21 protein-coding genes are annotated in these 25,741 nt (G+C 46.4%); 11 read left to right on the top strand and 10 right to left on the bottom strand.

Features of this window, described 5'->3' with window-relative positions; translation table 11 throughout:
* Positions 1 to 6: 6 nt before the first annotated feature.
* Both L5M51_RS05965 and L5M51_RS05960 read left to right on the top strand, forming a co-directional pair.
* Positions 7 to 3,258, top strand: a complete 3,252-nt coding sequence (locus L5M51_RS05965) for an efflux RND transporter permease subunit (RefSeq protein WP_263171969.1) — start codon at positions 7 to 9, stop codon at positions 3,256 to 3,258.
* A complete protein-coding gene (locus tag L5M51_RS05960; protein ID WP_219252114.1) occupies positions 3,255 to 6,302 on the top strand; it encodes an efflux RND transporter permease subunit in 3,048 nt (1,015 codons plus the stop codon). The genes L5M51_RS05965 and L5M51_RS05960 overlap by 4 nt, the downstream gene beginning before the upstream one ends.
* Positions 6,303 to 6,426: 124 nt before the next feature.
* On the opposite strand, the gene yqfB is transcribed toward L5M51_RS05960, so the two are convergent.
* Positions 6,427 to 6,744 carry a N(4)-acetylcytidine aminohydrolase gene (yqfB, locus tag L5M51_RS05955; RefSeq protein WP_113940516.1) on the bottom strand — a complete coding sequence of 106 codons (318 nt, stop codon included), beginning with the start codon at positions 6,742 to 6,744 and terminating at the stop codon, positions 6,427 to 6,429.
* Between the two features lie 338 nt (positions 6,745 to 7,082).
* Here yqfB and L5M51_RS05950 point away from each other — a divergent pair, with 338 nt between their 5' ends.
* Positions 7,083 to 7,280: a DUF2986 domain-containing protein gene (locus L5M51_RS05950; protein WP_028759693.1), complete on the top strand. Its 198-nt coding sequence runs from the start codon at positions 7,083 to 7,085 to the stop codon at positions 7,278 to 7,280.
* A gap of 243 nt (positions 7,281 to 7,523) precedes the next feature.
* Here the strand turns inward: L5M51_RS05950 and L5M51_RS05945 are convergent, their stop codons facing one another.
* A complete protein-coding gene (locus tag L5M51_RS05945; protein ID WP_219252113.1) occupies positions 7,524 to 9,065 on the bottom strand; it encodes an MATE family efflux transporter in 1,542 nt (513 codons plus the stop codon).
* 45 nt (positions 9,066 to 9,110) lie between these two features.
* Positions 9,111 to 9,968: an ion transporter gene (locus L5M51_RS05940; RefSeq protein ID WP_263171968.1), complete on the bottom strand. Its 858-nt coding sequence runs from the start codon at positions 9,966 to 9,968 to the stop codon at positions 9,111 to 9,113.
* A gap of 172 nt (positions 9,969 to 10,140) precedes the next feature.
* Here L5M51_RS05940 and L5M51_RS05935 point away from each other — a divergent pair, with 172 nt between their 5' ends.
* From L5M51_RS05935 to L5M51_RS05925, 3 genes are all read left to right on the top strand, one after another.
* The gene (locus tag L5M51_RS05935; RefSeq protein WP_028759690.1) at positions 10,141 to 10,653 is read left to right on the top strand and encodes a murein L,D-transpeptidase family protein; all 513 of its coding nucleotides are present in this window, start codon (positions 10,141 to 10,143) and stop codon (positions 10,651 to 10,653) included.
* A gap of 174 nt (positions 10,654 to 10,827) precedes the next feature.
* Positions 10,828 to 11,529: a VOC family protein gene (locus tag L5M51_RS05930; RefSeq protein WP_263171967.1), complete on the top strand. Its 702-nt coding sequence runs from the start codon at positions 10,828 to 10,830 to the stop codon at positions 11,527 to 11,529.
* A gap of 293 nt (positions 11,530 to 11,822) precedes the next feature.
* Positions 11,823 to 12,083 (top strand): DUF5062 family protein, encoded by a 261-nt coding sequence (locus tag L5M51_RS05925; RefSeq protein WP_006081993.1) that lies wholly within the window; start codon positions 11,823 to 11,825, stop codon positions 12,081 to 12,083.
* A 154-nt stretch (positions 12,084 to 12,237) separates the two neighbouring features.
* On the opposite strand, the gene L5M51_RS05920 is transcribed toward L5M51_RS05925, so the two are convergent.
* Both L5M51_RS05920 and L5M51_RS05915 read right to left on the bottom strand, forming a co-directional pair.
* Positions 12,238 to 13,095 (bottom strand): M23 family metallopeptidase, encoded by an 858-nt coding sequence (locus tag L5M51_RS05920; protein WP_263172139.1) that lies wholly within the window; start codon positions 13,093 to 13,095, stop codon positions 12,238 to 12,240.
* Between the two features lie 379 nt (positions 13,096 to 13,474).
* On the bottom strand, positions 13,475 to 14,347 hold the full coding sequence (locus L5M51_RS05915) for a 6-carboxytetrahydropterin synthase (RefSeq protein ID WP_219252111.1): 873 nt from the start codon (positions 14,345 to 14,347) through the stop codon (positions 13,475 to 13,477).
* 469 nt (positions 14,348 to 14,816) lie between these two features.
* Between L5M51_RS05915 and L5M51_RS05910 the strand changes: the two genes are divergently transcribed.
* Complete coding sequence (locus L5M51_RS05910; RefSeq protein ID WP_263171966.1) at positions 14,817 to 15,815, top strand: cytochrome-c peroxidase; 999 nt, start codon at positions 14,817 to 14,819, stop codon at positions 15,813 to 15,815.
* A gap of 157 nt (positions 15,816 to 15,972) precedes the next feature.
* Here L5M51_RS05910 and yejK read toward each other — a convergent pair whose 3' ends face one another.
* The gene (gene yejK / locus L5M51_RS05905) at positions 15,973 to 17,001 is read right to left on the bottom strand and encodes a nucleoid-associated protein YejK (RefSeq protein ID WP_006081997.1); all 1,029 of its coding nucleotides are present in this window, start codon (positions 16,999 to 17,001) and stop codon (positions 15,973 to 15,975) included.
* 77 nt (positions 17,002 to 17,078) lie between these two features.
* Between yejK and L5M51_RS05900 the strand changes: the two genes are divergently transcribed.
* Positions 17,079 to 17,297, top strand: a complete 219-nt coding sequence (locus tag L5M51_RS05900) for a YejL family protein (protein WP_011847036.1) — start codon at positions 17,079 to 17,081, stop codon at positions 17,295 to 17,297.
* Between the two features lie 66 nt (positions 17,298 to 17,363).
* Positions 17,364 to 19,151, top strand: a complete 1,788-nt coding sequence (locus L5M51_RS05895; RefSeq protein WP_263171965.1) for a DUF3413 domain-containing protein — start codon at positions 17,364 to 17,366, stop codon at positions 19,149 to 19,151.
* A gap of 260 nt (positions 19,152 to 19,411) precedes the next feature.
* Here the strand turns inward: L5M51_RS05895 and L5M51_RS05890 are convergent, their stop codons facing one another.
* Positions 19,412 to 20,518, bottom strand: coding sequence for an NADH:flavin oxidoreductase/NADH oxidase (locus tag L5M51_RS05890; protein WP_263148935.1), 1,107 nt, complete (start codon positions 20,516 to 20,518; stop codon positions 19,412 to 19,414).
* Positions 20,519 to 20,635: 117 nt separating this feature from the next.
* Here L5M51_RS05890 and L5M51_RS05885 point away from each other — a divergent pair, with 117 nt between their 5' ends.
* Complete coding sequence (locus tag L5M51_RS05885; RefSeq protein WP_263171964.1) at positions 20,636 to 21,502, top strand: LysR family transcriptional regulator; 867 nt, start codon at positions 20,636 to 20,638, stop codon at positions 21,500 to 21,502.
* An 82-nt stretch (positions 21,503 to 21,584) separates the two neighbouring features.
* On the opposite strand, the gene trmY is transcribed toward L5M51_RS05885, so the two are convergent.
* The 3 genes from trmY to L5M51_RS05870 form a co-directional block, all read right to left on the bottom strand.
* On the bottom strand, positions 21,585 to 22,181 hold the full coding sequence (gene trmY / locus L5M51_RS05880; RefSeq protein WP_263171963.1) for a tRNA (pseudouridine(54)-N(1))-methyltransferase TrmY: 597 nt from the start codon (positions 22,179 to 22,181) through the stop codon (positions 21,585 to 21,587).
* 423 nt (positions 22,182 to 22,604) lie between these two features.
* Entirely contained in the window at positions 22,605 to 23,684 is a 1,080-nt protein-coding gene (locus L5M51_RS05875; protein WP_263171962.1) for an ATP-binding protein, read from the bottom strand.
* Complete coding sequence (locus tag L5M51_RS05870) at positions 23,681 to 24,409, bottom strand: response regulator (protein ID WP_263171961.1); 729 nt, start codon at positions 24,407 to 24,409, stop codon at positions 23,681 to 23,683. The genes L5M51_RS05875 and L5M51_RS05870 overlap by 4 nt, the downstream gene beginning before the upstream one ends.
* A gap of 166 nt (positions 24,410 to 24,575) precedes the next feature.
* Between L5M51_RS05870 and L5M51_RS05865 the strand changes: the two genes are divergently transcribed.
* On the top strand, positions 24,576 to 25,733 hold the full coding sequence (locus tag L5M51_RS05865; RefSeq protein ID WP_263171960.1) for an efflux RND transporter periplasmic adaptor subunit: 1,158 nt from the start codon (positions 24,576 to 24,578) through the stop codon (positions 25,731 to 25,733).
* The last annotated feature ends 8 nt before the right edge of the window (positions 25,734 to 25,741 follow it).

Genomic DNA, 25,741 nt, shown 5'->3' with positions numbered 1-25,741 from the left:
CCTTTCATGTCAATTATCAGCACTTCTGTTAAACGGCCAGTCACGGTATGGATGTTCATGCTGGCGGTGATTTTATTCGGTATGGTGGGATTTTCCCGCCTAGCGGTGAAGTTACTGCCAGACTTAAGCTATCCCACGTTAACCATTCGCACTATGTATGACGGTGCGGCGCCAGTAGAAGTTGAACAGCTCGTCTCTAAACCAATTGAAGAAGCCGTTGGCGTGGTCAAAGGCTTACGTAAAATCAGTTCTATTTCGCGCTCCGGCATGTCAGATGTGGTGCTTGAGTTTGAATGGGGCACAACAATGGATATGGCGAGTTTAGATGTACGTGAAAAGCTCGACACTATCGCTCTGCCACTTGATGTTAAAAAGCCCTTATTACTGCGTTTTAACCCCAATCTCGACCCCATTATGCGTCTTGCGCTGTCTGTGCCCAATGCCTCAGAAGCCGATCTCAAACAAATGCGCACCTATGCAGAGGAAGAGCTTAAGCGTCGTTTAGAGGCGCTATCTGGGGTCGCCGCCGTGCGTTTATCTGGCGGCCTAGAGCAAGAAGTTCATATTCAGCTCAATCAAGAAAAACTGTCGCAGCTCAATCTCAATGCCGATGATATTAAACGTCGTATTAATGAGGAAAACATCAACCTCTCTGCGGGTAAAGTGATCCAAGGTGATCGCGAATACTTAGTACGAACGCTAAACCAATTCAACTCATTAGATGAACTCGGCCAAGTGATCGTCTATCGCGATGAGCAAGCTTTAGTCCGTTTATTCGAAGTTGCTACCATCACAGATGCCTACAAGGAGCGTAGTGATATCACCCGCATCGGCAGTCAAGAATCGATTGAACTGGCCATTTATAAAGAAGGTGATGCAAATACTGTCGCTGTCGCCAAAAAACTGCGCGATGAACTCGTCAAAATCAATCAAGACCCTAAGCAAAATAAGCTCGAAGTGATTTACGATCAGTCTGAGTTTATCGAAAGTGCGGTCAGCGAAGTCACCTCTTCTGCGCTGATGGGCAGCTTGTTATCTATGCTAGTGATTTACCTGTTCTTGCGTAATATCATCCCGACACTGATTATTTCTATCTCGATTCCCTTCTCAGTCATCGCCACCTTTAACATGATGTATTTTGCCGATATCAGCTTAAATATTATGTCATTAGGTGGTATCGCCCTTGCCATAGGTCTCTTGGTCGATAACGCCATTGTGGTATTAGAGAACATTGACCGCTGCCGTAGCGAAGGAATGAGTAAATTAGAAGCCGCTGTGACGGGGGCTAAAGAAGTGGCAGGCGCAATTTTTGCCTCAACACTCACCACTCTTGCGGTGTTTGTGCCGCTAGTATTTGTGGATGGGATTGCCGGCGCCCTCTTCTCAGACCAAGCGCTAACGGTCACTTTTGCACTGTTAGCATCGCTATTAGTCGCGTTAACGTCCATTCCAATGCTGGCATCACGTGAAGGCTTTAAAACCTTACCCGCGCTGATAAAAACGACACCTAAGGATAAACCCACCACTAAAATGGGCAAGCTTAAACACTATAGCGCGACTGTGTTTTCCTTTCCTATTCTATTAATTGTTAGTTACTTACCCAGTGCACTACTGACCTTAGTGTTGATTTTAGGCCGCTTTTTCTCATGGCTTATTGGTCTAGTGATGCGCCCGTTAAGCTCAGCATTTAACTTTGTCTACCACAGTATTGAGAAGGTTTATTACAAGCTTCTGGCCTCGGCGCTGCGCCAACAGAAAGCAACACTGTTACTCACGATTGCGATAACAGGCGCTTGTATTAGCTTGTTACCGCGACTTGGTATGGAGCTTATTCCGCCAATGAATCAGGGCGAGTTTTACGTGGAGATCTTACTGCCGCCGGGTACGGCAGTAAGCGAAACCGACAAGATATTACAGCAACTTGCACTGTCCATTAAAGACAGAGCCGAAGTTAAACATGCTTATAGCCAAGCCGGTAGTGGCGGTTTGATGACTTCGGATACTGCCCGCGGGGGTGAAAACTGGGGCCGCTTGCAAGTGGTGCTTAACGACCACAGTGCCTATAACGCAGTCACTCAAGTATTACGTGATACTGCGCGCCGCATTCCTGAACTTGAAGCGAAAATTGAGCAACCTGAGTTATTCAGCTTTAAAACGCCACTGGAAATTGAACTCACAGGTTACGATTTAAACTTGCTCAAACGCAGCGCAGATAGTCTCGTCAAAGCATTATCCGCATCGGAGCGTTTTGCCGACGTGAACACCAGTCTACGTGATGGTCAACCTGAGCTAAGTATCCGTTTCGATCATGCAAGGTTAGCGGCTCTAGGAATGGATGCGCCAACGGTTGCGAACCGTATCGCCCAACGTGTTGGTGGTACTGTTGCCAGTCAATACACAGTGCGTGACCGTAAGATTGATATTCTGGTGCGCAGTGAACTCGCGGAGCGGGATCAAATCAGCGATATCGATGCCTTAATCATCAATCCGAATAGCAGTCAGCCTATTGCATTAAGCGCAGTTGCAGAAGTTTCATTGCAATTAGGCCCATCTGCGATTAACCGCATCAGCCAACAACGTGTGGCTCTCGTATCAGCTAACCTCGCCTATGGTGATTTAAGCGATGCGGTTGCACAGGCGCAGCAGATACTATCGCAACAAGTGTTACCCGCATCGGTTCAGGCCCGTTTTGGTGGTCAAAATGAGGAAATGGAGCACTCATTCCAATCACTCAAAATTGCCCTTATCTTAGCGATTTTCTTAGTATATTTAGTCATGGCGAGTCAGTTTGAATCACTATTACATCCCTTGCTTATCCTCTTTGCCGTACCTATGGCATTAGGTGGCAGTGTACTTGGGCTTTATATCACCCAAACTAACTTGAGTGTGGTGGTATTTATTGGCCTTATCATGTTGGCGGGGATCGTCGTGAACAACGCGATTGTGCTTGTGGATCGGATCAATCAACTGCGTAGCGAAGGTGCTCAAAAACTTGATGCCATTCGCGATGCAGCTAAATCGCGCCTACGCCCGATTATGATGACAACCCTCACCACGACCTTAGGCTTATTGCCGATGGCGCTAGGTCTAGGTGATGGCTCAGAGGTGCGCGCACCGATGGCGATTACGGTGATCTTTGGTCTGAGTTTATCAACACTACTGACCTTAATTGTGCTCCCAGTGCTCTATGCCCTGTTCGACCGTAAAGAATACGCCGTAACTGGCTCACATGTAAACGTAGAGGAGGCTCGCCCATGAACCTCACCCGTTTAGCCATTAAGCGCCCCGTAACCACCAGCATGTTTTTCTTTGCGATCTTGCTGTTTGGTCTCGCCTCGAGTCGCCTATTACCGCTGGAAATGTTCCCTGGTATTGATATCCCACAGATAGTGGTGGAAGTGCCTTACAAAGGCTCGACCCCTGCTGAAGTGGAACGCGATATAACCAAAGTGCTGGAGGAATCCCTCGCTACTATGGGTGGGATTGATGAGCTTGAATCAGAATCCTCCCAAGAAGGCGCCGAAATCGAAATCAACATGAAGTGGGGGGAAAACGTTGCCACTAAGAGCTTAGAAGCGCGGGAAAAAATCGATGCTGTACGACATTTACTGCCCAAGGATGTGGAGCGGGTCTTTATCCGCCAATTCTCCACCGCCGACATGCCTGTGCTCACCATACGCATCTCAAGTGATCGTGAGCTTTCAGGTGCATTCGATCTACTCGATAAACAGCTCAAGCGTCCACTTGAACGTGTTGAAGGTGTCTCTAAGGTCAGCCTGTACGGCGTTGAGCAAAAGCAAATTGAGGTACGCATCAATGCCGACCGCCTTGCCGCCAGTGGATTTTCAGCCACTGATTTGCAACAACGTCTCGGCAGAGAGAACTTTGTGCTGAGCGCAGGTACACTCAGGGCCAGTAATATCGTTTATCAAGTTTCACCTAAGGGTGAGTTTAGAAACCTTGAAGATATCAAAGCACTAGTACTGCTCCCCGGATTGACCTTAGGCGATATCGCCGATGTGCAATTTGCCCTACCTGAACGTATCGAAGGTCGACATTTAGATAAGCACTATGCCGTGGGTTTGGATGTTTTTAAGGAATCTGGCGCTAACTTAGTCGAAGTGTCAGACCGTGTAATGAAGGTGATTGAGCTTGCGAAACAGGACCAACAGTTCCAAGGTATTCGCCTATTTATCATGGAAGATCAAGCCTCTGGAGTAAAATCTTCACTAATGGATTTGCTGCTTTCAGGGTTAATCGGTGCACTGCTGTCCTTTGTCGTGCTGTACTTATTCCTGCGTAATTTGAAAATGACTTTAGTGGTTGTGTCATCCGTACCTATTTCAATTGGTATGACGCTCGCCGCTATGTATCTACTCGGTTACAGCTTGAATATTCTGTCTATGATGGGGCTCCTGCTCGCCGTCGGTATGTTGATTGATAATGCTGTGGTTGTCACTGAGAGCGTACTGCAGGAAAAACAAGGTAAACACCCTAAAGACAATGAAGAGTCAGTCATGACGGGGGTCGATAAAGTGTCTCTGGCGGTATTGGCAGGCACAATGACAACCGCCATTGTATTTTTACCTAATATTTTTGGCGTAAAAGTCGAGATCACCATTTTTCTAGAGCATGTTGCTATTGCGATTTGTATCTCACTCGCAGCGTCGCTATTGGTCGCAAAAACCTTAATCCCTTTGATGTTGACTAAGTTCCACTTCGACATCGCCCCCGAAAAGGATGCGGGTAAATTACAACGTTTCTACAATAATACCCTAGATTGGGTATTGCTCAGACCTTGGCGCTCAGGTGTGATTGCTGTAGCGATCCTCGCATCCACCGCCCTGCCGCTATCTATGGTTAAACAGGATCAAGAAGACAGCGAGAGCAATGAACGAATCTACATTAACTACCAAGTAGAAGGTCGACATAATCTCAATGTCACTGAGGCGATGATCAACCAAATGGAAGAATATCTTTATAACAATAAAGAGGAATTCCATATTGATTCTGTCTACAGCTATTATGCCTCTGACGATGGCTCATCAGTGATCCTCCTAAAGAAAGATTTGCCTATGTCAGTGGATGAGTTAAAAAAGAAAATCCGTAGCGGCTTCCCGAAGTATTCCATCGCCAAACCGCAATTTGGCTGGGGCAATGACAACTCTGGCGTGCGAGTCACACTGACAGGGCGTTCAACCTCTGAGCTGATTAACTTGAGCGAGCAAGTTATTCCTTTGTTGCAAAACATCAAAGGATTGCAAGATGTTCGCTCCGAGCTTAATGGCGCTCAGCAAGAAGTGATTATCCGCATTGATAGACAAATGGCGGCGCGGTTAGATTTAAAACTCAATGAAATTGCCTCAAGTATCTCGATGGCACTGCGCGGTTCACCGCTACGATCCTTCCGCCACGATCCTAATGGCGAGCTGCGCATCGAAATGGCCTACGAGAAAGAGTGGCAAAAGTCACTTGAGAAACTCAAGCAGTTACCCATAGTACGCCTCGACCAAAGAGTGTACACCTTAGATAATCTGGCGAAGATTGAGATCCAACCCCGCTTCGATACTATCAAACACTTCAATCGCCAAACCTCGCTGTCGATTGGGGCTAACTTAGAAAACCTCACCACAGAAGAGGCGCAAACTAAGATTAAGCAAGTGATGGAAAATATCCGTTTCCCCGATGGTTACGACTATTCACTCCGTGGTGGCTTCGAGCGCCAAGATGAAGATCAGAACGTGATGGTGACTAATATGCTCTTGGCTGTCGCGATGATTTATATTGTTATGGCGGCGTTGTTTGAATCTCTACTGTTACCAACGGCGATTATTACCTCGATCCTATTTTCCATCACAGGTGTATTCTGGGCGCTGTTTATCACAGGCACCCCTATTTCTGTGATGGCAATGATAGGTATCTTGATTTTAATGGGGATAGTGGTGAACAACGGTATCGTTCTGGTGGATCAAATCAATCAGATGACACCGGATCTCGACAAATTGTCTGACACCATTCGGGAGGTGTGTATCACCCGTTTGCGGCCAGTGTTAATGACAGTAGGTACAACAGTACTGGGATTAGTCCCACTGGCAATGGGTGATACCCAAATCGGTGGCGGCGGCCCGCCATATTACCCCATGGCAATCGCCATTATCGGTGGCTTATCGTTCTCGACAGTGACTAGTTTGTACTTAGTCCCCCTGTGCTATCAAGCATTTTATCGGATGCGTCACCGCGCAGCGATTCGCTTAGGCCAAGCCGATCACTTTGCCAAAAAACTGTTACCTTGGACGGTTTAGTTGTCTTGGATAGCTGATGTTCTTGAACAGTTCAGCAATCTTCGACAACTTAATATGCCATTGAATTTGTAATAAAAAGGCTGCTGTGCGGCCTTTTTTATTTTACGAATTACGCTCTATACTTTTACTGCGGTAAAACCCTAAACTGGATCATAAACAATTGCTCAAGACCGGGATAAATTTCTGCAATCACATCACGTAACTGCGGCAACGTCATATTCTCTTGCTTAGCATGAATGTCTGAGAGCTCGGTTAAGGTCACTGGCACGACATCAATAATATGGATATCACAAAACCAGCGGTCGGTTTCGAAGGTTGAAACGGGAAGCGTTTGACCTGCAATCACATGGGATTCCGTTTCATCACGCAATGTAATGGTTTTAGTGCCACTTAATATATCGTGCTCAAAGCGCTCAAAAAAAGTGATTTTAGTTAATAACACACATCTTCCTCAACTCAGGATATGAGCAATAAAATAACAGTAGAGTCAATTTTTCAAACTCATAATGCTAGGCAATATAATGGCTTTTGATCCACACTGACAGCCTACACCGCAGAATTTGCAGCATTTGTCGTGTGAAATACTAACAGCACCGTTTGAGTCAAATGGTTATGCTAACGCCATATAGCAAAACTAGTTCCCAAAGAGTGGCCGTTGTTTTCGACAAAATTCAGCAAAACATGGTCAGTTCGTTCAGATTGAGTTAGAATCCCGCCTCAATTGAGCCCTTGGCCTCATATTCCTGCGCGTAGCGGGTGCGAAACGAAATTAGAGACGTCATGAACAAGAAACAAAAGATCATCAAGAAAATAGCTAAACGCGCTAAGGCCAGACTGAATAAAGTCGACCCAGTGACTATCGGCTCACCTGCAAAATCAGGTTACATCTCTAAGGCTGATCGCGCAAAAATGGCAGCATCAGAAGCCGCGACTGAACAAGTCGAAGGCCAACAAGACACGCCAAGTATTGAAGAATAAGCAGTAACGAAGAATAAGAAGCTCAGCAGAATAGTCTTTTAACAGCGTATTTTGGCATTGTTAACTTAACTAAATGAAGTGCAAACGCCGTTTCAAACAAAATGCCACAAGCAATCTTGTGGCATTTTGTTTTTCAGCATTCCTATCATTAGCAGCTTTCTGACTTCTCCTCATTATTAAGAGCTCATCTTTATCTGCGTTCTTGCCCACAGCTTCTACACGGCGCAGCTAAGCCACATAACGTCAATTAGGCTTTTTACCCTCGTCTAAATAGGGTAATACGGGCTCATTCTCTTGCTCCTCCGTTAATTGCGCCATCTGCACGCACGAGGATGACAGCGGATTGGTCGCACTCGGTAAGTTCTGTGCAACACAATTAGCGATTTCCTCTTCCTCACTCAGTACGACATTACGGGGGATAGCATTCGCAGCATCAAGATTAGCCGCGGCGGAAAACTGTGCCTGCGCCGCCACTTTATCCACTAAACGATAGGCAACCCACACACCTAATATACCAAACAAAATAGACCCTAAAATTTGCCCAATCAATACACCGTAAACACCACCCCAAAGTGCACCAAAATACACAAAGGGCACAGTGCCTACAGTGGCTTTACCTACGTTAAATAGCGTGGAATATTTGGCCTTGCCAAGATTATTAAAGGACGCATTCGCCACGAATAAAATCCCCGAAAAGATAAAGAATACTGCGATATAACTGCAGAAAAAGTGAATAAGATCAGCGCTGTCGCCCTTCATATCGAACACACTGACCAAATGTGACTTAAGCATAAACAGCAACAAAGACATTACCAGCACATATACAGTACAAAACTGAATCGCCCGCGTTAAACTCTCACGTACTCGGTCAAATTGACCTGCGCCAAAGTTTTGCCCAACAATAGGTCCAATCGCGCCAGAGAGTGCAAAGATCATCCCAAAAGCCACAGGGATTAAACGCCCCAATACTGCCCAGCCTGCCACATAAGCGTCACCGAAATCGGCGATCGCTCGGGTCACAAAGGCATTTCCGATGGGAGTTGCCACATTGGTTAACATCGCTGGACCTGCAATGGCAAAGATGGGCTTAAGATCGGCGACAAAATGTGCCTTATCAAAATGGCCTAACAACTTATGCTTAACCACCACACCGCGAGCGGCAATCACAAATACCGCCACCCTCGCTAAAACGGATGCCAATGCAGCGCCTTCAATCCCCATGGCGAACATGAAGATAAAAATCGGATCGAGTACTGCATTAACGCCGCCTCCCGCTAAGGTCGACATCATAGATAACTTTGCATCACCCACGGCGCGCAAAGCCCCGCCGAGCGCCATCGCAAGACAGATAAAAGGCAAGGAAGGCACGAGAATATACAAATAGCTCGCAGCAAGCTCTGCCGTATGACCACTCGCGCCGACTAAGGCAACTAGCTCAGGAATAAAGATGGTGACCACTGCCGCCACCAGCACACTGATCAGTGTCGTCACAACCGCGCTATTGAGTAATAAGCGCTTTGCCAACACCACCTCTTTTGCGCCAATCGAGCGAGACACTAAAGCCCCTAATGCAATCGATAAACCAATTCCAATCGATGTGGTAAAAAACGAAATACTCCCCGCATATCCCACAGCCGCCGCGAGTTCATGCTCTCCCAATAGGCTCAGGAAAAAGATATCCAGTAAATCCACGACAAATAAGGCAGAAATCCCTACCGCTGCGGTCGAACTCATCACTAAGATATGGCGTAATATGGGGCCTTCAACAAACTTGGCTTGCGTCATACGTGTCTTTTACCTACAAAAAATAAAAAGTGTTCGCCGAAGTCATCATGAAACGCCTTTATCAACGGGCACATCTAGGCTATCTAGCTCACATCCACAACGACTACAATACATGGCATCAATATCATGACCTGTCTTATGGCATTGATTACACGAGCGTAAATCTCGATGACGCCCTACTTCTTGGGATATCTCGGCGGTTAAAATCCCCGTTGGGATTGCGATAATCGAGTAACCAATTAGCATAGTAAAAGCCGCAATCGCCTGACCTAATCCGGTTTTCGGGGTAATGTCGCCGTAACCGACTGTAGTAATAGTCACAATTGTCCAGTACACAGATTTAGGGATTGAACTGAAACCATTATCAGGCCCTTCAACCACATACATTACTGAACTCAGTACCATAACGATCAAACTGACCGAGAAGAAAAACAAAAAAACCTTACGACTCGACTGCATCATCGCCCTAAGTAGAACATTTCCTTCACTCAAATAACGCAGTAATTTGAGTACGCGGAAAATCCTAAACAGCCTAAGTATCCGGATGACTAAGGTGAAGTTAGCGCCAGGGATCAGCAACGCCAGATAACTTGGCAATACCGATAACAAATCCACTAAACCATAAAAGCTGCGAGCATATAACACAGGATGATTCGCGCAGTACAAACGTAGGCCATATTCAATCGTAAAAATAATGGTAAATACCCATTCCAACACAGACATAAGCTGGCCGTATTCGCGATGGAATATCTCTACTGTGTCGAGGAACACTAAGCCGACACTCAACACAATACACACCATGAGGGCGATATCAAAATAGCGGCCAGCGGGAGTATCAGTGCCAAAAATAATGGTACGTAATTGACGTTTTAACGGACTTTCGGATTCGATATTCTCAGACATAAAAGCTTTTACTTCCTTGCAACAAACTGACTAACACAGGGATTACAGTATAAATATGCCACGAGTCTGCCATGCAATTGCACCTAGCTCAAAATTATCTACTCACAGTAGGATAAAATTGCGGTATGATGCCGAAAAAAGCCAACAACCTGTGTTTATTTTCGAGGACTTCATGCGCGCCACCCTACTTTCCACATTGACATCTCTCACTGTGACTATCGCGGCTCTCGTTTCACCCGAATTACATGCCTCTGGCATGGGTAAAGTGGATCTGGTGGTGATCACTAAATCCGAATCCAGTATGGCTTTATTACGCGATGGCAAAGTGCTCAAACAATATCGCATCGCCATGGGTGACCTACCCGCTGGACACAAATTAAAGGAAGGCGATCAACGCACACCACAGGGGCGTTATACCCTAGATTATAAAAAGCCTGATAGTGCTTATTATAAATCGATCCATATTTCCTATCCTAATGAAGAGGATAAACTCAGAGCCAAAGCCTTAGGCATTAGACCCGGAGGCATGATCATGATCCACGGCCAAAACCCTAAGTCGTCACTGCCGCCAGAACAAGCCCAGCAATACAACTGGACTGACGGCTGTATCGCGATTACCAACGCCGAAATGGATGAAGTGTGGAAAGTGGTCGATGAAGGAACACCAATTGAGATTTGGCCTTAATCTTAGCCCGCTTCCTAATGGCAAAATGCCAAATAGATAATTGAACGATATCAAACACGCCCAGCTTAATGGGCGTTTTTATTTAACCTTTTAAAGCATGATGTTAGTTGTAATAGTCTCGGTCATTTACTTAAGGGATAAAACTAACGCCAATAGAAATGCCTTGGAGTATTTATGCCTAAATTCAACGAGCCTGTTGCGCCGCACAGTGCAAACCTCAGCTATGAGCAATTAATCCAAGGCTGGCCCGCCTTCGAAGCACAGATTTTAGCCTTGCTTGAAACCTTAGACTTAGCAGATAAAGCACTGGTTTGCGACCATGTCGCGCTGCGCGTCAATTCCATCGCCAGCGCCAATGCCCTGAAAGACGCCTTTAGCCGCGTAGGAAAAATCATTTCAGACAACATTATCAATGGCCGTACGATTCTGATCATCGAGCTAGACACGCCACTCACACTCGGTCAATTTAGCATTGCCTGCGTCGAACTTCCCTATCCTAGTGATAAAGTTTATCCACTGGAAGGCTGGGAGCACATAGAATTAGTTATTGATTCTAAAGCTAAAGATTGCGATACCTTGAGCCAAGACTTACTGGTCTTATGTCCAACACTCCGCCCTTTACTCAACCTAGGACTGAGTCCATTGCCGCAATCTGAGCAGACAGCTGAATCAGAGCAGACAGCTGAATCAGAGCAGTCAAGATTACCAGACTTGCCATCCCTTGCTGAGATTAAAGTCAAAATGAGCTCGCCCAAAGGCGATAAAGAACGTTTAGCCAATCCAACTATCGCCTTTAAACGCGGCAATGTGTGCATTAAAGTGCATCCCCATGGCATAAAAGCGGTCATCGCGAGCGAACAAGTATCTGAATGTTAAGTCAGACTTAAACTCAGGCAGATAAAACTGAGCTTAGATTTTCATCGGCACTTGCCTTAGCTAAAACCTACGACAGTAACTGAGTTAACATCTGAGTTGATGACAATTTAATCAGATTCAATATTCTCGTTATTTTTAGGTCAGTTTTTTTGGTGGTTTTGTCAAAAATCGCCAAAATTAAATCTAAAAAATAGCATATTTAGCGTAACTTAGGACATATAACTCGCAGATGCCATCAGGCACAAATTATCGTGTCCAGTAGATGGATGCTATGTGCAAACAGAGGATCGCCAATGAAGCCACACAAGAACGAAGCACAAATATTGAAGTTCGCCATGGAAATCGGCGTGGGCTATGCCAAAAAACGCGGATATGCAGACTTCGACAAAGGCATCTCACCCAAAGACAAAGTGGAATGTATTTACCGTTTATTGGTCACCGACAACTTGATTCAGCCACTGGCCAAAGATAAAGAAGATGGGCCAAACATGAAACACAAACTGATTTTATGGATCACCCGCCAGTTGCCTGCTGATCATCCACTGTTGAAGTAATCTTTTTAGGCGACTCGGTTAAAAATGATTATTGGCAAGCGGACATTTGAAGCTAGCCTAGAAAGAAGCCAACTCGCTAAGTGTTCACGATAAGGATCACCATTAAATGGCGCATCATTGCGCCATTTAAGTGAGCCAGAGTTGAATATCGAACCTAGCCCTTTTTGGCCGCTTTATTGGCCTTCTCATTCGCTAGCACTGTTGCCATTTGCGGCACTATGGTCGTAGGGTCGAGGCGCATTTGATACCAGTTCACTCGCCAATCTAAGTGTGGACCATTTGCACGGCCTGTTGCGCCCACCTCTGCAACAGCTTGGCCTTGCTTAACCGCTTCACCCGCGTTGACGTACAGCTTACTCAAGTGCAAAAAACTCGAACTCACGCCATAACCATGGTCGATCACCATAGTCCCGCCCGAATAAAACATGTCAGGTACAGAAAGACTAATAACACCATCGGCGGGGGCGACCACTACAGTGCCGGTTTTCGCCGCCACATCCACCCCAAAGTGTGGATTACCGGGTACATCGTTATAAATACGCTGGCTACCGTAAACGCCTGAAATACGCCCCGTCAGCGGCCAAATAAACGCCTGTAAAAATGCAGTTTGCTCGCTAAATGTTGCCCGCGCCGCTTTTACCTGCGCCGTGTCTTTCGCCGCTCTTTCCTGCGCGACAGGATCGGGCTTCATAATCTTCGAGCTAATGCCCTTTACACTTTGAATATCGTACTCTCGCTTGGTTAAGGTTAAAGGCTTAACCTCAGTCAAGCCATCGGGATAAACCAAGGTTAGCTGCTGGCTCAATTCACCGTCGCGATCAAAACCAAAGGCAAAATGACCATCAGGCGTGACCTTGATGGCTTCACCATTTAAGCTAATCTGAGTGCCCGCAGGCGCTTGACCCCGCATTAATGCGCCTTGCTCTAACTTACCCTGTAAACTCACCTCAGCTTGTACCTGAGGCGCAATGAGCACTAGGCCCAAAGTGAATAATGCCGATAAGCAGCGCATTGGATTTGAACTTAGGGGGGCTCCATCGTGAGATAAAAATTGCGATACTTTATTTCTCAACATCTTATTATTTTCCAGCATCTTAGTTTCCAATATCCTAGTTTCTAACATCTTCAAAAAATCCTTATCGATGGGCAATAGGGATCAAGACCCACTAAATACATTCATCGCGACACAAAACGCAGCCGAATTCAATCAATGCCACGTTAACCTAACGCACCATAAAAATCGATTCTGCAAACCCACATCCCTGTCATAATCTCAGTTCAGCCTATGCTAAAAACAAACAAAAAAGCCCCGATAATCTACCGAGGCCTATTAAATCCGTGATTAAAAGGTGAATAGTTTAAGTCCATTCACTTATATCAGCTCGTAGTGCCTATCCCTTCACGACGATCGCGCCCTTGCCAACACCTTCAAACGCCACCACTTTAAACTGACTTCCTGGTACTTTAGCGACTAATGTCGTGGCAATATAATCAGCTAACAACTCAACCGTCGTGTCGTGGGGAATTAAATCACAGCATTCCTTTGGCATTGCCAATTGGAAATCCCCTTGGGGGGCTTGGTAATGAAAACCATAGTGGCTGTCATCGGTTATCCGCGTTTGCAGCGAAAGATTAAGAGTCTTAACTGAAACCAAGTCCTCTTCACTGCCTAAATAAATATCATGCCAACGTTTGGCCCAATACTCATCCCACTTAGGTGCTGGACTGCCATTTTCATAAACATGAATAGGACTACGATGTCCATGGGCGATACGCTGACAATTACCATCATGTTTACGTAAACCATGGCTGTAATGGTAATAAGGCGTATCGAGGATTTCATGCCTCAAGGTGAGCGTGATCCCTTCGACATTCTTAGGTAAAGCTTCGCGCAACGCTTTCTGTAAAAAGGCATTCACGCTGGGAATATCAATCTCTTCGGTCGGCACTAGGGCAAAGGCTTGTGAAGGACAGGCCAAATGAATTTCACCTAACTGACTATCAAAATCCATCCATACTCTATCGCCCTGCTGTTGCCATCGCACACTGCTGCAGGCCGTAGGCACTAATAAACGATGATCGGCCACCGCATCTATGGTCTGCTTAATCGTACGTTTGACTTTAGCAAAATCGAGTACCATGTTTTGCTCGTCTAATCCGCCCTCTAGCAGAACATCAACAATCCAACTCTCCCCCACCATGCCACGCTTTGGGCACAAATAGGAAAAATCGATCACAGTTAAATCTTTGACAAACAATTGCATTAACGCTCCTCGGCAGAAAAACAGTCCGCCTATGTAATTTTATAGCACCGCTTGGCGATGGCCGAGCATGCTAACTTGAGGCACTCAACACGAGTTAACTCAACATGAATGGAGATTCTAATCAATTCCGTCTATTGTCGCGACAAATGAATCCACTCGGCCCAATATTTTGTATCACATGTTTGTATCAGGTTTTCTAAAATCCAGCAATTCGACTCATTGCAACCATCAGGTACCTATAGGCAGAAAGCAACAATGCATCGACCTTGTCGATTAACAGATAAAACCTTAACAGAAATACCACTCAACCTAGCAAAATAACAACGTAAAAACAGCGAATTAGATCGCAAAAGCTTAATCCGCAACAGCGATAGACCCAATCGAAACAAAGCATTATCACTCAGCATTATTAACCGCTAGCATCCCTGTTAAACCATACAAAAACCAAGGTTATACAGGGAGAAATAAGATGACCAAACTTACATCTATCGCCATTTTCATCGCAGGTATGTTAGCCAGTACCCATGCTATCAGTGCAGAACCCATCGAAGTCATTACAGCAGCCAAGATCACTGAGCATGAAAAAGTTGAATTAGGTAAAATGCTGTTCTTCGAACCCAGACTGTCTAAATCTGGTTTTATCTCTTGTAACTCTTGCCATAATTTATCCACTGGTGGTGTCGATGCACTGCCAACGTCCATTGGTCACCATTGGCAGGAAGGCCCAATTAACTCGCCCACAGTGCTAAATGCCGACTTTATGCTGGCTCAATTTTGGGATGGTCGTGCCAGTGATTTAAAAGAACAAGCCGCGGGCCCTATCGCCAACCCGAAAGAGATGGGCTTTACCCATGAACTCGCAACTGAAACTATCGCCTCTATGCCCGCCTACCGAGCGCACTTCGCCAAGGTCTATGGCGATGAAAAAGTCACAATTGACCGTTTAACCGATGCGATTGCCACCTTTGAAAAAACCTTAGTTACCCCTAATAGCCCCTTCGATCAATTTCTTCTGGGCAAGCAAGATGCCATCAGCGCGAATGCCAAAGCGGGTTACCAACTCTTCAAGGATAAAGGTTGCGTGAGTTGCCATAACGGCCCCGCAGTTGGTGGAACCATGTATATGAAAATGGGACTCATCAAACCGTTCCACACCAATAACCCAGCAGAAGGTCGTAAGGGCGTCACTGGTAAAGAAGCTGATAAATATGTGTTTAAAGTGCCGACACTACGCAATATTGAACTCACCTACCCCTACTTCCATGATGGCAGCGTCTGGACCTTGGAAGAAGCGGTGAATACCATGGCAGACATTCAATTAGGGCAAAAACTCTCTGACCAAGAAGTGAAAGAAATGGTCGCCTTCCTTGAGTCCTTAACGGGCGAACAGCCGCAAATCACGCTACCTATTTTGCCACCATCGAATAAAGATACGCCACGTCCTGTGCCATTTAGTTCCAATAACTAACATAGGCAACGAGTCACTGACTAAGAAGTACTCACTTAGCTGTACTCACTTAGCATAGACACTAAGTCAGCGCGACTTAGCACAGCAAAAAGGCCGAGAGTAAAACTCTCGGCCTTTGGTTATTCGTTCGCTTAAAAAACGATGGATGAATTAAGTGCTATTCGCCTTTAAGACGACGATCAAGCTGATCTTTTAAGTTTGCTGGCACACCTTTGATTAAAATCGTGTCCGAGATGGGATCGTAAATCACCCGTTGACCTAAGTGGCCGCCATCAAAACTTAACGTTACGCCGCCACCCGTACCAGAAAACTTCTTCAATTGGCGCAGGGTTGATTTGTCGGCCGGAAACTCTTCATCAAGATCATAACTGCCGCCACGAGCAAAATCATAGAAGGAGTCCATGCCTTGATCGGCTAACTCATCGGCCAAGTCTTTGATCTCAATGTCAGCGCCTTCATCGAAACGCTCACTACAGTATTCAAACACTTTATTGCGGCACTGCTGACGCTCGTCTTTCGTCAACTCACTGCTGGCAACAAAATCTTCAACCGCATTCATTAAGGTTTTGTTTTGCGCCTTAGTGTTGACGCCTTCTACGCAGCCCATAAAGTCGAGGAAAAAGTCGGCGACTTTGCGTCCCGCACGGCCACGGATAAAGGAGATGTACTTGCGAGAATCCTTATCGGCTTGCCACTCAGTTAAATCGATACGCGCCGCGAGTTGGATGTTATTTAAATCCAAATGGTTATTTTGCGACAGTTCCATATCGTCTAATACTGTCATTGACGACTTCGCACTTAATAAAGCCACAAACAAATAATCGCTGGTGATGCTGGTATAGCAAGACATCAACAGGAAACCGCCTTGACTGAAGTCGTACTTTGACAATTCTTCTTGCAGTAATTTACTGGCTTGACCGGAAAACTCCACAAACCCTAAATCACCGCCACGGTATTGAGTTAGCGCATTGGCAAAGGCGGGGTTCGCCTCACCGTCGTCACCATGGATACCAAAATAGCCAAAACCTTTACCGGCCTTTCCCGTATATGTCTGATGCAACTCGTCGAGCATCACCTCGACCGCCTGACCGTTCAGCAGAGGTTGAGGACGTAAACGGCAGCGTAATTGCCCCTGACTGTCCTGAGAAATCTCGTGAATAATTGCGTGTTCGATGTTAATACTCATAAGCCCTGATAGTGATACTGGGATAAATCCGCTATTATATGCCGCTAATCCATTCCAAAGTGAAACATTTTTTGATTATGGCAATCCAATCGAAATACTCAAACACCCAAGTTGAATCATTAATCGCCGAAATATTGGCTGTGTTAGAAAAGCATAAAGCACCGACTGACCTGAGCCTGATGGCATTGGGTAACTGCGTGACTAACCTGCTAGAACGTAAAGTGCCCAGCGAATCGCGCCAAGCCGTGGCCGAACAATTTGCAAAAGCACTCGCACAATCGGTTAAATCCCAGTAAGTTAACTGGGTAATAATCATCAAAAGAATATAAGATACAAGGCCTTTTAGGAATAAGCGGATCACTATGGTCGAGCGAAAAAAGCAAATGAGCCGCGATCGGGTTTCCCGGCTCATCAACTGGGGGCATTGGTTCGCCTTCTTCAATGGCTTATTAGCCATGATAGTCGGAAGCCGATACCTTGGCAGCGTAGGTTATCCAGAAACTTGGTATGGCTGGTTTTATCTGAGCGTCAGCACTATTGGTCAGTTTAGCTTTCTCGCCTTTATCGCCTATTTGATCTGCCTATTTCCACTAACCTTGATATTGCCCTATTCAAAGATATTAAGAGGTGTCGCGGCGGTGATCGCGACCCTAAGTCTTTGTATCTTATTGTACGATACCATTGTTTACGCCGATTACGGCATGCACTTGAGCCCCTTCGCCTTCGATTTAGCTTGGGCGGATCTCAATGCCCTGCTCCGTGGTACTTCTTATATCGTCACACCGCTGGCCATCATCGCCATTGAACTGACCATGGCGAACTTTTTGTGGAAACGCATAGAGAAAATCCAAAAACTCAATTTAGGCAATAAAGTTATCACCTTAGTGTGTATCTGTTTTATCAGCAGCCACTTGATCCACATTTGGGCCGATGCCGCCGATATCACAGAAATTACCCGTTTCGACGATACTTATCCTTTATCTTATCCCGCGACTGCTCGCTCCTTTATGGAAAGTCACGGTATCGATGGTTCATACCAAGGCGATGACGTCAATCACAACACCAGTGTACTCAGTTATCCAGAGCAGCCACTCACCTGCCAGGCCGATACGAAAATCAACGTGTTGATGATTACCATCGACAGTTTACGGGCGGATATGGTCGATGGCAAAAGCATGCCATTCCTACACCAATACACTGAAAATAATCAATCTTTTACCCAGCATTTCAGCGGCGGCAACCAATTTAGAACGGGCATGTTTTCGCTACTCTATGGCCTGCAAGGCAGTTATGGCGATGCGCGAATTTTTAATAGCACCAGTCCTTTACTGACCAGAAGCTTTCAACAAGCAGGCTATGAATTGGGGCTTTTCCTCCCAGAAACCAATCTCAATTTGCGTTCATCACAGGCGATGTTTAATGACTTTAATCCTGTCATAGCCAAAGAAACCAATGGCAGTGCCGATGCCGATTTGCACACAGTGGCCAGTTTTAACGAGTGGCACAGCATCCAACATAAACCTTGGTTGGCGCTCGTTAACTTAAAAGCGCCAGAAAATTTTGATACTCCCGTGGGTTTTCTGGGTATCGAAACAGTGAAAGCCAATACCGACCTGATGCCAGCGCAAAAAGTACTGTTTAATCAATATCGCCAATCTCTGTATTTTGTCGATCAACAACTCAAGGCGATGCTGGCCAATGTGTCCAACGACACCTTAGTGATTATCACTGGGGTCAATGGCAAAATGTTCACCAGCAATAGTGATGAAGCGAATCGCAACCTGTCACCACAGAGTGTCAAAGTGCCATTAGTGATCCACTGGCCGAATACGGGTGCTTCTAAGGTCAAATACCGCACCAGCCATTACGGCATTGCGCCGACTTTAATGACCCACGTGCTAGGTTGCACCAATAACACGACAGATTACAGCGCTGGCCGCAGCCTATTACAACCTGACAAAGAAACGTGGATCTATATAGGTGATAGCCGTATTTTTGCTATCTATCAAGAAGCAGAAGTGACAGTGATTGACCGCCACGGTAAATATCGTATTTACGATGAAAACTATGAACATAGGCTCAATAAAAAAATGAGCGCGCCTGAATTGATTGAAGTGATGCGTGAAGGTCGACGTTTCTATAACCACTGAGCTTCATCATCTTAGTTAAAAAAGCCCCATTCCCGCAGGATTGGGGCTTTTTTATTCCCTCGCGACTGGATGAATACGAAATGCACGAAGCTTGGATTTAACTGTGTGGGTTGAAGAGCTGCGTGGCCATTATCTTGAAGCTAGTCTCTTGTAGCTAGTCTCTTATGATGGACCTTACCTGCCACTAAAGCCAAAAGCCGCTATCTTTAGATAACGGCTTTTTAAGGCTTAGGTTTAAATCAACTCAAGTCACTCTACAATCAATCGGCTTTAACCGTAGAGTAGCGTGCTAACCAATGGGCGTAGGAAGCGGGTAATACCCAAGATGGGCGCGCAATTTTCAAGGTTTGCGCCGCTTGATACGGCCAATGTGGATTCGCTAAAAACGCTTTACCTATCATCACTAAATCCATTTGTTCATCTTCAATGGCCGCATTAGCTTGATGTGGATCATCCATACCCCAAGACGTCGCAACAGGGAACCCCACTTCTTGACGAACCCGCGCTGCAATAGGCGCCAAAAATGCCGGACTCCATGGAATATTTGCCGTTGGGGTCGAGAAGCAAATGCTGACGTTCAGCATATCGAGCCCCGCTTGCTTAAATTGCTTCACCAAGGCTATCGATTCCGTCAGTGTTTCTTCATCTTTATGGTCGAATTCAATCACACCAAATCGCGCCGTTAAGGGTAAATGCGATGGCCAAACGTCTCTTACCGCGGCAATGGTTTCTAACAAAAAGCGCCCCCGCCCTTCGGCACTGCCACCGTATTGGTCGGTGCGTTGATTGGCATAGGTTGAAAAGAAACTTTGGGCTAAATAACCGTGGGCGAAATGCAGTTCTAACCATTCAAATCCTGCCGCTAAAGCACGCTTTGCTGCCGCCACAAAGTCGGCTTTAACCCGCTCAATGTCCTCAATCGTCATAGCGGTAGGCACTTTAGGTAAGTTTGCGCCAAATGCGACAGCTGATGGTGCAATCGGTTGCCAACCTCGCGCGTCATCATCGGCAATATGGTCATCCCCTTCCCACGGGATATTCGCACTCGCTTTACGGCCTGCATGACCAATCTGAATGCCTGCAACAGCACCCGCATTTTTAATCGCGCTGGCGACCTTAGCTAGGCCTTGGGCTTGTTCGTCATTCCATAACCCAAGGCATTTGGGGGTAATACGTCCTTCGGGAGAAACCGCAGTGGCTTCAACCACAACAAGACCGGCACCGCCACGGGCAAGGCTAGTGTAATGCACCTGATGCCAGTCGTTGATGAGTCCGTCCGTGGCTTGATATTGGCACATGGGCGCAACGGCAATACGGTTTTTGAGGGTGATGTCTTTAAGTTTGAAGGATGAAAATAGATCGGCCATGGTGTTTCCTGTGTCTATTAAGATCAAAAGGTATTTTAATACTGAATGACGACAGACTAGTCTTATCGTGCCATAATTAAAAGCACGTACAGATTATAGATTTGATAAATTTTACTTATGATAAATCCACAATGGTTACACACCTTTAGCGTTCTGGTCGAGAAAGGCAATTTCACCCGCACCGCCGAAGCCATAGGTATCACCCAAGCGGCCGTGAGTCAGCATATCAGTCGCTTAGAAGAAACCTACGGCACACTGTTTTTACGCCGCACCCGCCAGCTTGAAATCACTCCCATTGGCGAAAACCTGCTGACCTACGTCAAAGAAGTTGAATGCGCGCAGAAACGCTTACAGCAGAAACTGATCCATGATGATGCCAATGTCGGTGATATTAGCCTTATCACTCCAGGTAGCATTGGTTTAACGCTTTTTCCGCTATTAATCGAATTACAACAAGCCTTTCCGGCGTTAAGCATTCGCCACCGTTTTGCACCTGACAGTGAGATAGTGGCCTCAGTGTTGGCCAATGAACATGAAATCGGCATGGTAACCTTAAAACCTTCCGATCCTCGTATTCACAGCACACATTTTACCGAAGAGCCGCTTGAACTTGTGGTACCTGCGAGCCATAAACAAAATGAATGGGCTGATTTACAACGACTAGGATTTATCTCCCATCCCGATGGTGAGGCCATGGCGACTCGGCTGCTTAGCCGTAAATATCCAGCTCACCCCGGCATTCAAGAGATCCCTTGCAAGGGATTTACCAACCAAATCAGCCTCATTCTCGAACCTGTCGCAAAAGGGCTAGGATTTACGGTTATACCGCAATACGCCCGCAAAGCCTTTGAACGACAAGAAGATATCTATGTTGTGGAATGTGGCAGCCAAGTTGTAGACACCATTTGGCTTATCCACCGCGCGGAATGGCCCTTGTCACGCAGAGCCCAAAAAGCGATTACATTTTTAAAGGGGAAAATATAAAACCCCATTAAAAAATGGGGTTCGACACACACGTTACCACAGGAATAGTCAGCGTTAGCAACGGATACATAAGACTCATAGGCTATTGATTAATATCCAATTCATTATGGATCAATACCACGCACTGAGAAGCAAACAACATCTTAGGCCCTAGGCTAATCTTTTGCGCGCCGAGTCGTTTCAAGGTATTAAAACTTTTCTTCGGCATAGGAATATGATCGGTCAGTAAAAAGCACGGATTGCCCACAAATTCTTGCTCACGGATTGACGTGCCCTTCTTATCCATCATAAACAATTGATAATCCACCGCGAGTTCCTGCACCAGCTTTTCAAAACTGATGGTACTGACACTGATGCCTTCGTCAACAACACGGGTTTGCTCTTTCGTCATGCCCCGTGAAATATCTAAAGCCTTAGCAATTTTCGTCAGCAAAGCTTGCTCGTGAAAACCGCCGATATGGCAAATATTTCGAGTATCGAAGCAGATAGTGCGGGAAAAATCCGGGGTACTTTCTAACACTAGATATACGACAACGTCATTTCGATGGGACTGAGCCACAAAAATAGTGTTCATCAGGGTATGAGCTAAAATCTCGGTGTGCGCCTCTTGGCCGACAGATGCCAATAATAACTGACTGTCAGTAGGTGCAGATCTGGCTCGTAAAACAAAAGCGCGCATAGGTAAATGTCCTACTCAATAATGTCTTTAATGCTAAATGGCGGATGCATCTAATTTGGTCGGTATGAGAGGATTCAAACCTCAGACCCCTGACACTCTATAACAGTGAACAGCTTAATCATAACCTGCTAAATTTAAACATAAATCATGTAATTTTGCACGTTTTAATTACCTCAAAAATTTATGTACAGTTACACGCAAATGCGATATCAAGGCTACAAGTACAACAAATTAAGCGTATTCAAACAAAATAACATCCCATTAGTTGTAATCAATATCGGATAACAACCAATGGGATCTAGGGAATACCTACAATCCCTGCATTTTCCCGATTCAGCAATGTGCTCTGACGCGGTGGCCATACGTGCAGGAATCACTAAGCACGTCACCTTTCATATAGATAATTCCAGTATCAGGACATAGTTAAGGGGAGCCTAAACTAGCTTTAACAGGCCAAAACAGAACGAATATTGTTCCTCCATGGCCCGATGGCTGGCAGACCACGTGGCCGCCGTGAGCTTCAGCAATTGTTTTAACCACTGCGAGGCCGAGCCCACTGCCACCACTTTTTCGAGAGCGAGACGGATCAACTCGTCGAAATGCCTCGAATATGTAGCTTGCTGCTTCATCAGGAATACCTGGGCCTTCATCTTCTACGGTTAGATAACAGCTTGCCCCCACGCTGTAGAGTCTTACAGTCAAAGTGCCAGGATCAGCATGCTGGCGTGCATTTTCCAACAGCGCCATCAGCGCCTGACGTATTCGTATAGCATCACAGTAAACTTTAAGTCTTGTATCGAGTTCCTGCTTCAGTATGAGTCCCTTAGCGTCTAACACCGCAGCGAAAGTCTCAATCACCGCACTAAGTTCCTCGGCTAAACAGACCTCATCCCGCTGTAATTCTAGATGACCACTGTCATTAAGGCTCAGCACTCGTAAATCTTCGATCAGGTGATTAAGGCCTTCTACCTGCCGTAAGAGTCCCTCGAAGAGCTCACTGCTGGGGCTAAAAACACCTTCCGCTAAGCCCTGCAACCGACCACGCAGAATGGTGACTGGGGTACGGAGTTCGTGAGCGATTGCCGCGTTCCAAAACTCCCGCTCGCGAGTCATATACTCTAGGCGCTCGGCCATAGCATTAAAGTCACTCACCAGTTGCGCCGTCTCCCCCATCGCATGTTGGTCCATTCGCGCACGCGCGTTGAGCTTGCCTTGGGCGACTTCGCGTAGGCTATATGCCACAGAGTTCAGTGGTGTAAGAATGCGCCGTGACAGGCGAATAGCAACAAATAGCGCCATCCCCAATGCGGCTATGATAGTGCAAACTATCCATAGCATTTCCATCTGAGAAGGCATCCAGGTTTCAGATATACTGCCTGGCAGATAGGCCACTGCAATGGCATAGAATACATAGGAGCCAAACACTGACAGGAAAATGATGCCTAACGTCATTACCGCTAGGGACTGGATAATTTGCCTGCGCAAACCCGGTGTTTGCCTCATACTTCACCACCAAAGCGATAGCCAACCCCCCAGACACTGAGCGGCACTCCTTGAATATCGAGGGCTTCAAGCTTTTTACGTAACTTACTGATATGACTATCTACCGTTCGTTCCTGAGTATCGCCCTCAGGCAAGCAATTAATTAACAGCTCCTCACGGCTGAAAACACGTTTCGGTGTACGCATCAAGCAAGCGAGCAGTTTGAACTCGGTCAAGGTCAGATCCAGTGCCTGCTGCTGACCGTTACAGATTACGCTAGCCTCGTGGCTATCTAAGTCGATTTGGAACTGGCCGACGCGCAACATTTGGGTATTTATAGGCGTGTTAGTGCGGGCGCGTCGCAGTACCGCCTGCACCCTAGCCACCACCTCGGCGGGATTGAATGGTTTAACCACGTAGTCGTCAGCACCGAGGCGTAACCCCATTAATTTATCGATATCCTGATCAAGCGCGGTGAGCATGATCACCGGCGTGTCACCACGGGAGCGAATTTCATTCAGTACATTCCAGCCATCGAGATTCGGCATCTGTACATCGAGCAGTAATAGATCTGGCTTAAATGTTTGGTGCATGGCTAGCGCTTGGATACCATCGATAGCATGTTGAGTTCGCAGCCCACTGCGCTGCAAATAAGCGATAAGGATATCGGCAATCTCTGCTTCATCCTCTGCAATTAATACCAGTGCCGAAGTCATAGAACTTACGGGTGCATTGAGATTAGCCATGGATTGCCCCCAACGTTAAAATTGCTGAACTTTATCACCCCCTCCATACATTCTCCACAATGTCTCGAATAATTCGCAATAGTGACTCGTCATAATTCAGCATTAGTTCTCTAGCGTTTGATAAAACGCCATTAGTGAGATCGCTGTACATTGAGGAGAGTAGATTATGTACATCAAACAGCGGCACTTAAGCTTTGTGTTAGTTGTAGGAATTACCGTGTTGGGATTGGTAGGTTGTGATTCAGCGGTACAGGATGAAGAGACAACTGCTCCGGTTCAAGTGTCAGTGATGACATTGAAAAATGAAGAACTATTGGTGACTAAAGATCTGCCCGGTCGTGTCGCTGCGGTTCGCAGCGCTGAGATCCGCGCGCAAATTAGCGGCATAGTGCAAGGTCGTCTCTTCGAACAGGGCGCCGAGATAACATCTGGCACTGTGCTGTTCCAAATAAATCCTGCGCCATTTAAAGCGGATGTCGATATTGCTGCGGCAGCGTTACTGCGTGCCGAAGCGGTATGGGTTCGGGCTCGTCAAGAAGCCGATCGCTTGGCCTCTTTGATACAAACCGAGGCCGTCAGCCAACAAATGTATGACGATGCTATTTCCCAGCGCGATCAGGCTGCCGCGGATGTAGCCCAAACCAAAGCGACGCTGGCACTGCGTCAGTTAGATCTACAGTTTGCCAGCGTCGAGGCACCAATTTCCGGACGTATAGATGAAGCATTAGTGAGTGAAGGTGCATTGGTCTCACCGACCGATACCACACCCATGGCGAGGCTCCAACAAATCGACCAAGTGTACGTTGATGTACGTTTGCCAGCATCAATGCTGGAAGCGATGCGTCAGCAGGCAAGCTCAGGACTCCCAGAGTTAGCGGTTGAGATCCTTAGCAGTAGTGGCGAGCCTCTTGGCATGCAAGGGCATATCTTATTTTCAGGTATTCAGGTAGATGCAGGTACTGGCGATGTACTGCTACGCGTACTGGTAGATAACCCGCAGCATCGTCTGTTACCCGGTCTTTACGTAAAAGCTCGCATTCCACAAACTTACTATCCTACGACGCTGAACGTGCCTCAGCAGGCAGTGACTCGCAAGGATGGTCAACCCCAAGTGTGGGTGCTTGATGAGCAAGCTAAAGTGCAACCTGTGGCCGTTAAGGTCGATGAATTGGTGGCAGGTCACTATCACGTAGTATCCGGCCTAAGCGCTGGTCAGCAGATAGTTGTTGAAGGCATCGAACGCCTAAGCCCTGCAGCACAAGTGATTGCTCGACCTTGGCAACCCTCTGTCGTTCCTCAGCAACTTAGCGCCGTCGTGCGCTAAATTTGGAG

Origin of the sequence: Shewanella sp. SM73, assembly GCF_025653795.1 — a bacterium.
Lineage (GTDB): Bacteria > Pseudomonadota > Gammaproteobacteria > Enterobacterales > Shewanellaceae > Shewanella > Shewanella oncorhynchi.
This window is presented reverse-complemented; position numbering and strand designations above follow the sequence as displayed.

Excerpts from the sequence above, each read along its gene's own strand:
- L5M51_RS05965 (WP_263171969.1), top strand. The coding sequence starts at position 7 with ATGTCAATTATCAGCACTTCTGTTAAACGGCCAGTCACGGTATGGATG.
- L5M51_RS05960 (WP_219252114.1), top strand. The coding sequence starts at position 3,255 with ATGAACCTCACCCGTTTAGCCATTAAGCGCCCCGTAACCACCAGCATG.
- L5M51_RS05950 (WP_028759693.1), top strand. The coding sequence starts at position 7,083 with ATGAACAAGAAACAAAAGATCATCAAGAAAATAGCTAAACGCGCTAAG.
- L5M51_RS05945 (WP_219252113.1), bottom strand. The coding sequence starts at position 9,065 with ATGACGCAAGCCAAGTTTGTTGAAGGCCCCATATTACGCCATATCTTA.
- L5M51_RS05940 (WP_263171968.1), bottom strand. The coding sequence starts at position 9,968 with ATGTCTGAGAATATCGAATCCGAAAGTCCGTTAAAACGTCAATTACGT.
- L5M51_RS05935 (WP_028759690.1), top strand. The coding sequence starts at position 10,141 with ATGCGCGCCACCCTACTTTCCACATTGACATCTCTCACTGTGACTATC.
- L5M51_RS05930 (WP_263171967.1), top strand. The coding sequence starts at position 10,828 with ATGCCTAAATTCAACGAGCCTGTTGCGCCGCACAGTGCAAACCTCAGC.
- L5M51_RS05925 (WP_006081993.1), top strand. The coding sequence starts at position 11,823 with ATGAAGCCACACAAGAACGAAGCACAAATATTGAAGTTCGCCATGGAA.
- L5M51_RS05920 (WP_263172139.1), bottom strand. The coding sequence starts at position 13,095 with ATGCGCTGCTTATCGGCATTATTCACTTTGGGCCTAGTGCTCATTGCG.
- L5M51_RS05915 (WP_219252111.1), bottom strand. The coding sequence starts at position 14,347 with ATGCAATTGTTTGTCAAAGATTTAACTGTGATCGATTTTTCCTATTTG.
- L5M51_RS05910 (WP_263171966.1), top strand. The coding sequence starts at position 14,817 with ATGACCAAACTTACATCTATCGCCATTTTCATCGCAGGTATGTTAGCC.
- yejK (WP_006081997.1), bottom strand. The coding sequence starts at position 17,001 with ATGAGTATTAACATCGAACACGCAATTATTCACGAGATTTCTCAGGAC.
- L5M51_RS05900 (WP_011847036.1), top strand. The coding sequence starts at position 17,079 with ATGGCAATCCAATCGAAATACTCAAACACCCAAGTTGAATCATTAATC.
- L5M51_RS05895 (WP_263171965.1), top strand. The coding sequence starts at position 17,364 with ATGGTCGAGCGAAAAAAGCAAATGAGCCGCGATCGGGTTTCCCGGCTC.
- L5M51_RS05890 (WP_263148935.1), bottom strand. The coding sequence starts at position 20,518 with ATGGCCGATCTATTTTCATCCTTCAAACTTAAAGACATCACCCTCAAA.
- L5M51_RS05885 (WP_263171964.1), top strand. The coding sequence starts at position 20,636 with ATGATAAATCCACAATGGTTACACACCTTTAGCGTTCTGGTCGAGAAA.
- trmY (WP_263171963.1), bottom strand. The coding sequence starts at position 22,181 with ATGCGCGCTTTTGTTTTACGAGCCAGATCTGCACCTACTGACAGTCAG.
- L5M51_RS05875 (WP_263171962.1), bottom strand. The coding sequence starts at position 23,684 with ATGAGGCAAACACCGGGTTTGCGCAGGCAAATTATCCAGTCCCTAGCG.
- L5M51_RS05870 (WP_263171961.1), bottom strand. The coding sequence starts at position 24,409 with ATGGCTAATCTCAATGCACCCGTAAGTTCTATGACTTCGGCACTGGTA.
- L5M51_RS05865 (WP_263171960.1), top strand. The coding sequence starts at position 24,576 with ATGTACATCAAACAGCGGCACTTAAGCTTTGTGTTAGTTGTAGGAATT.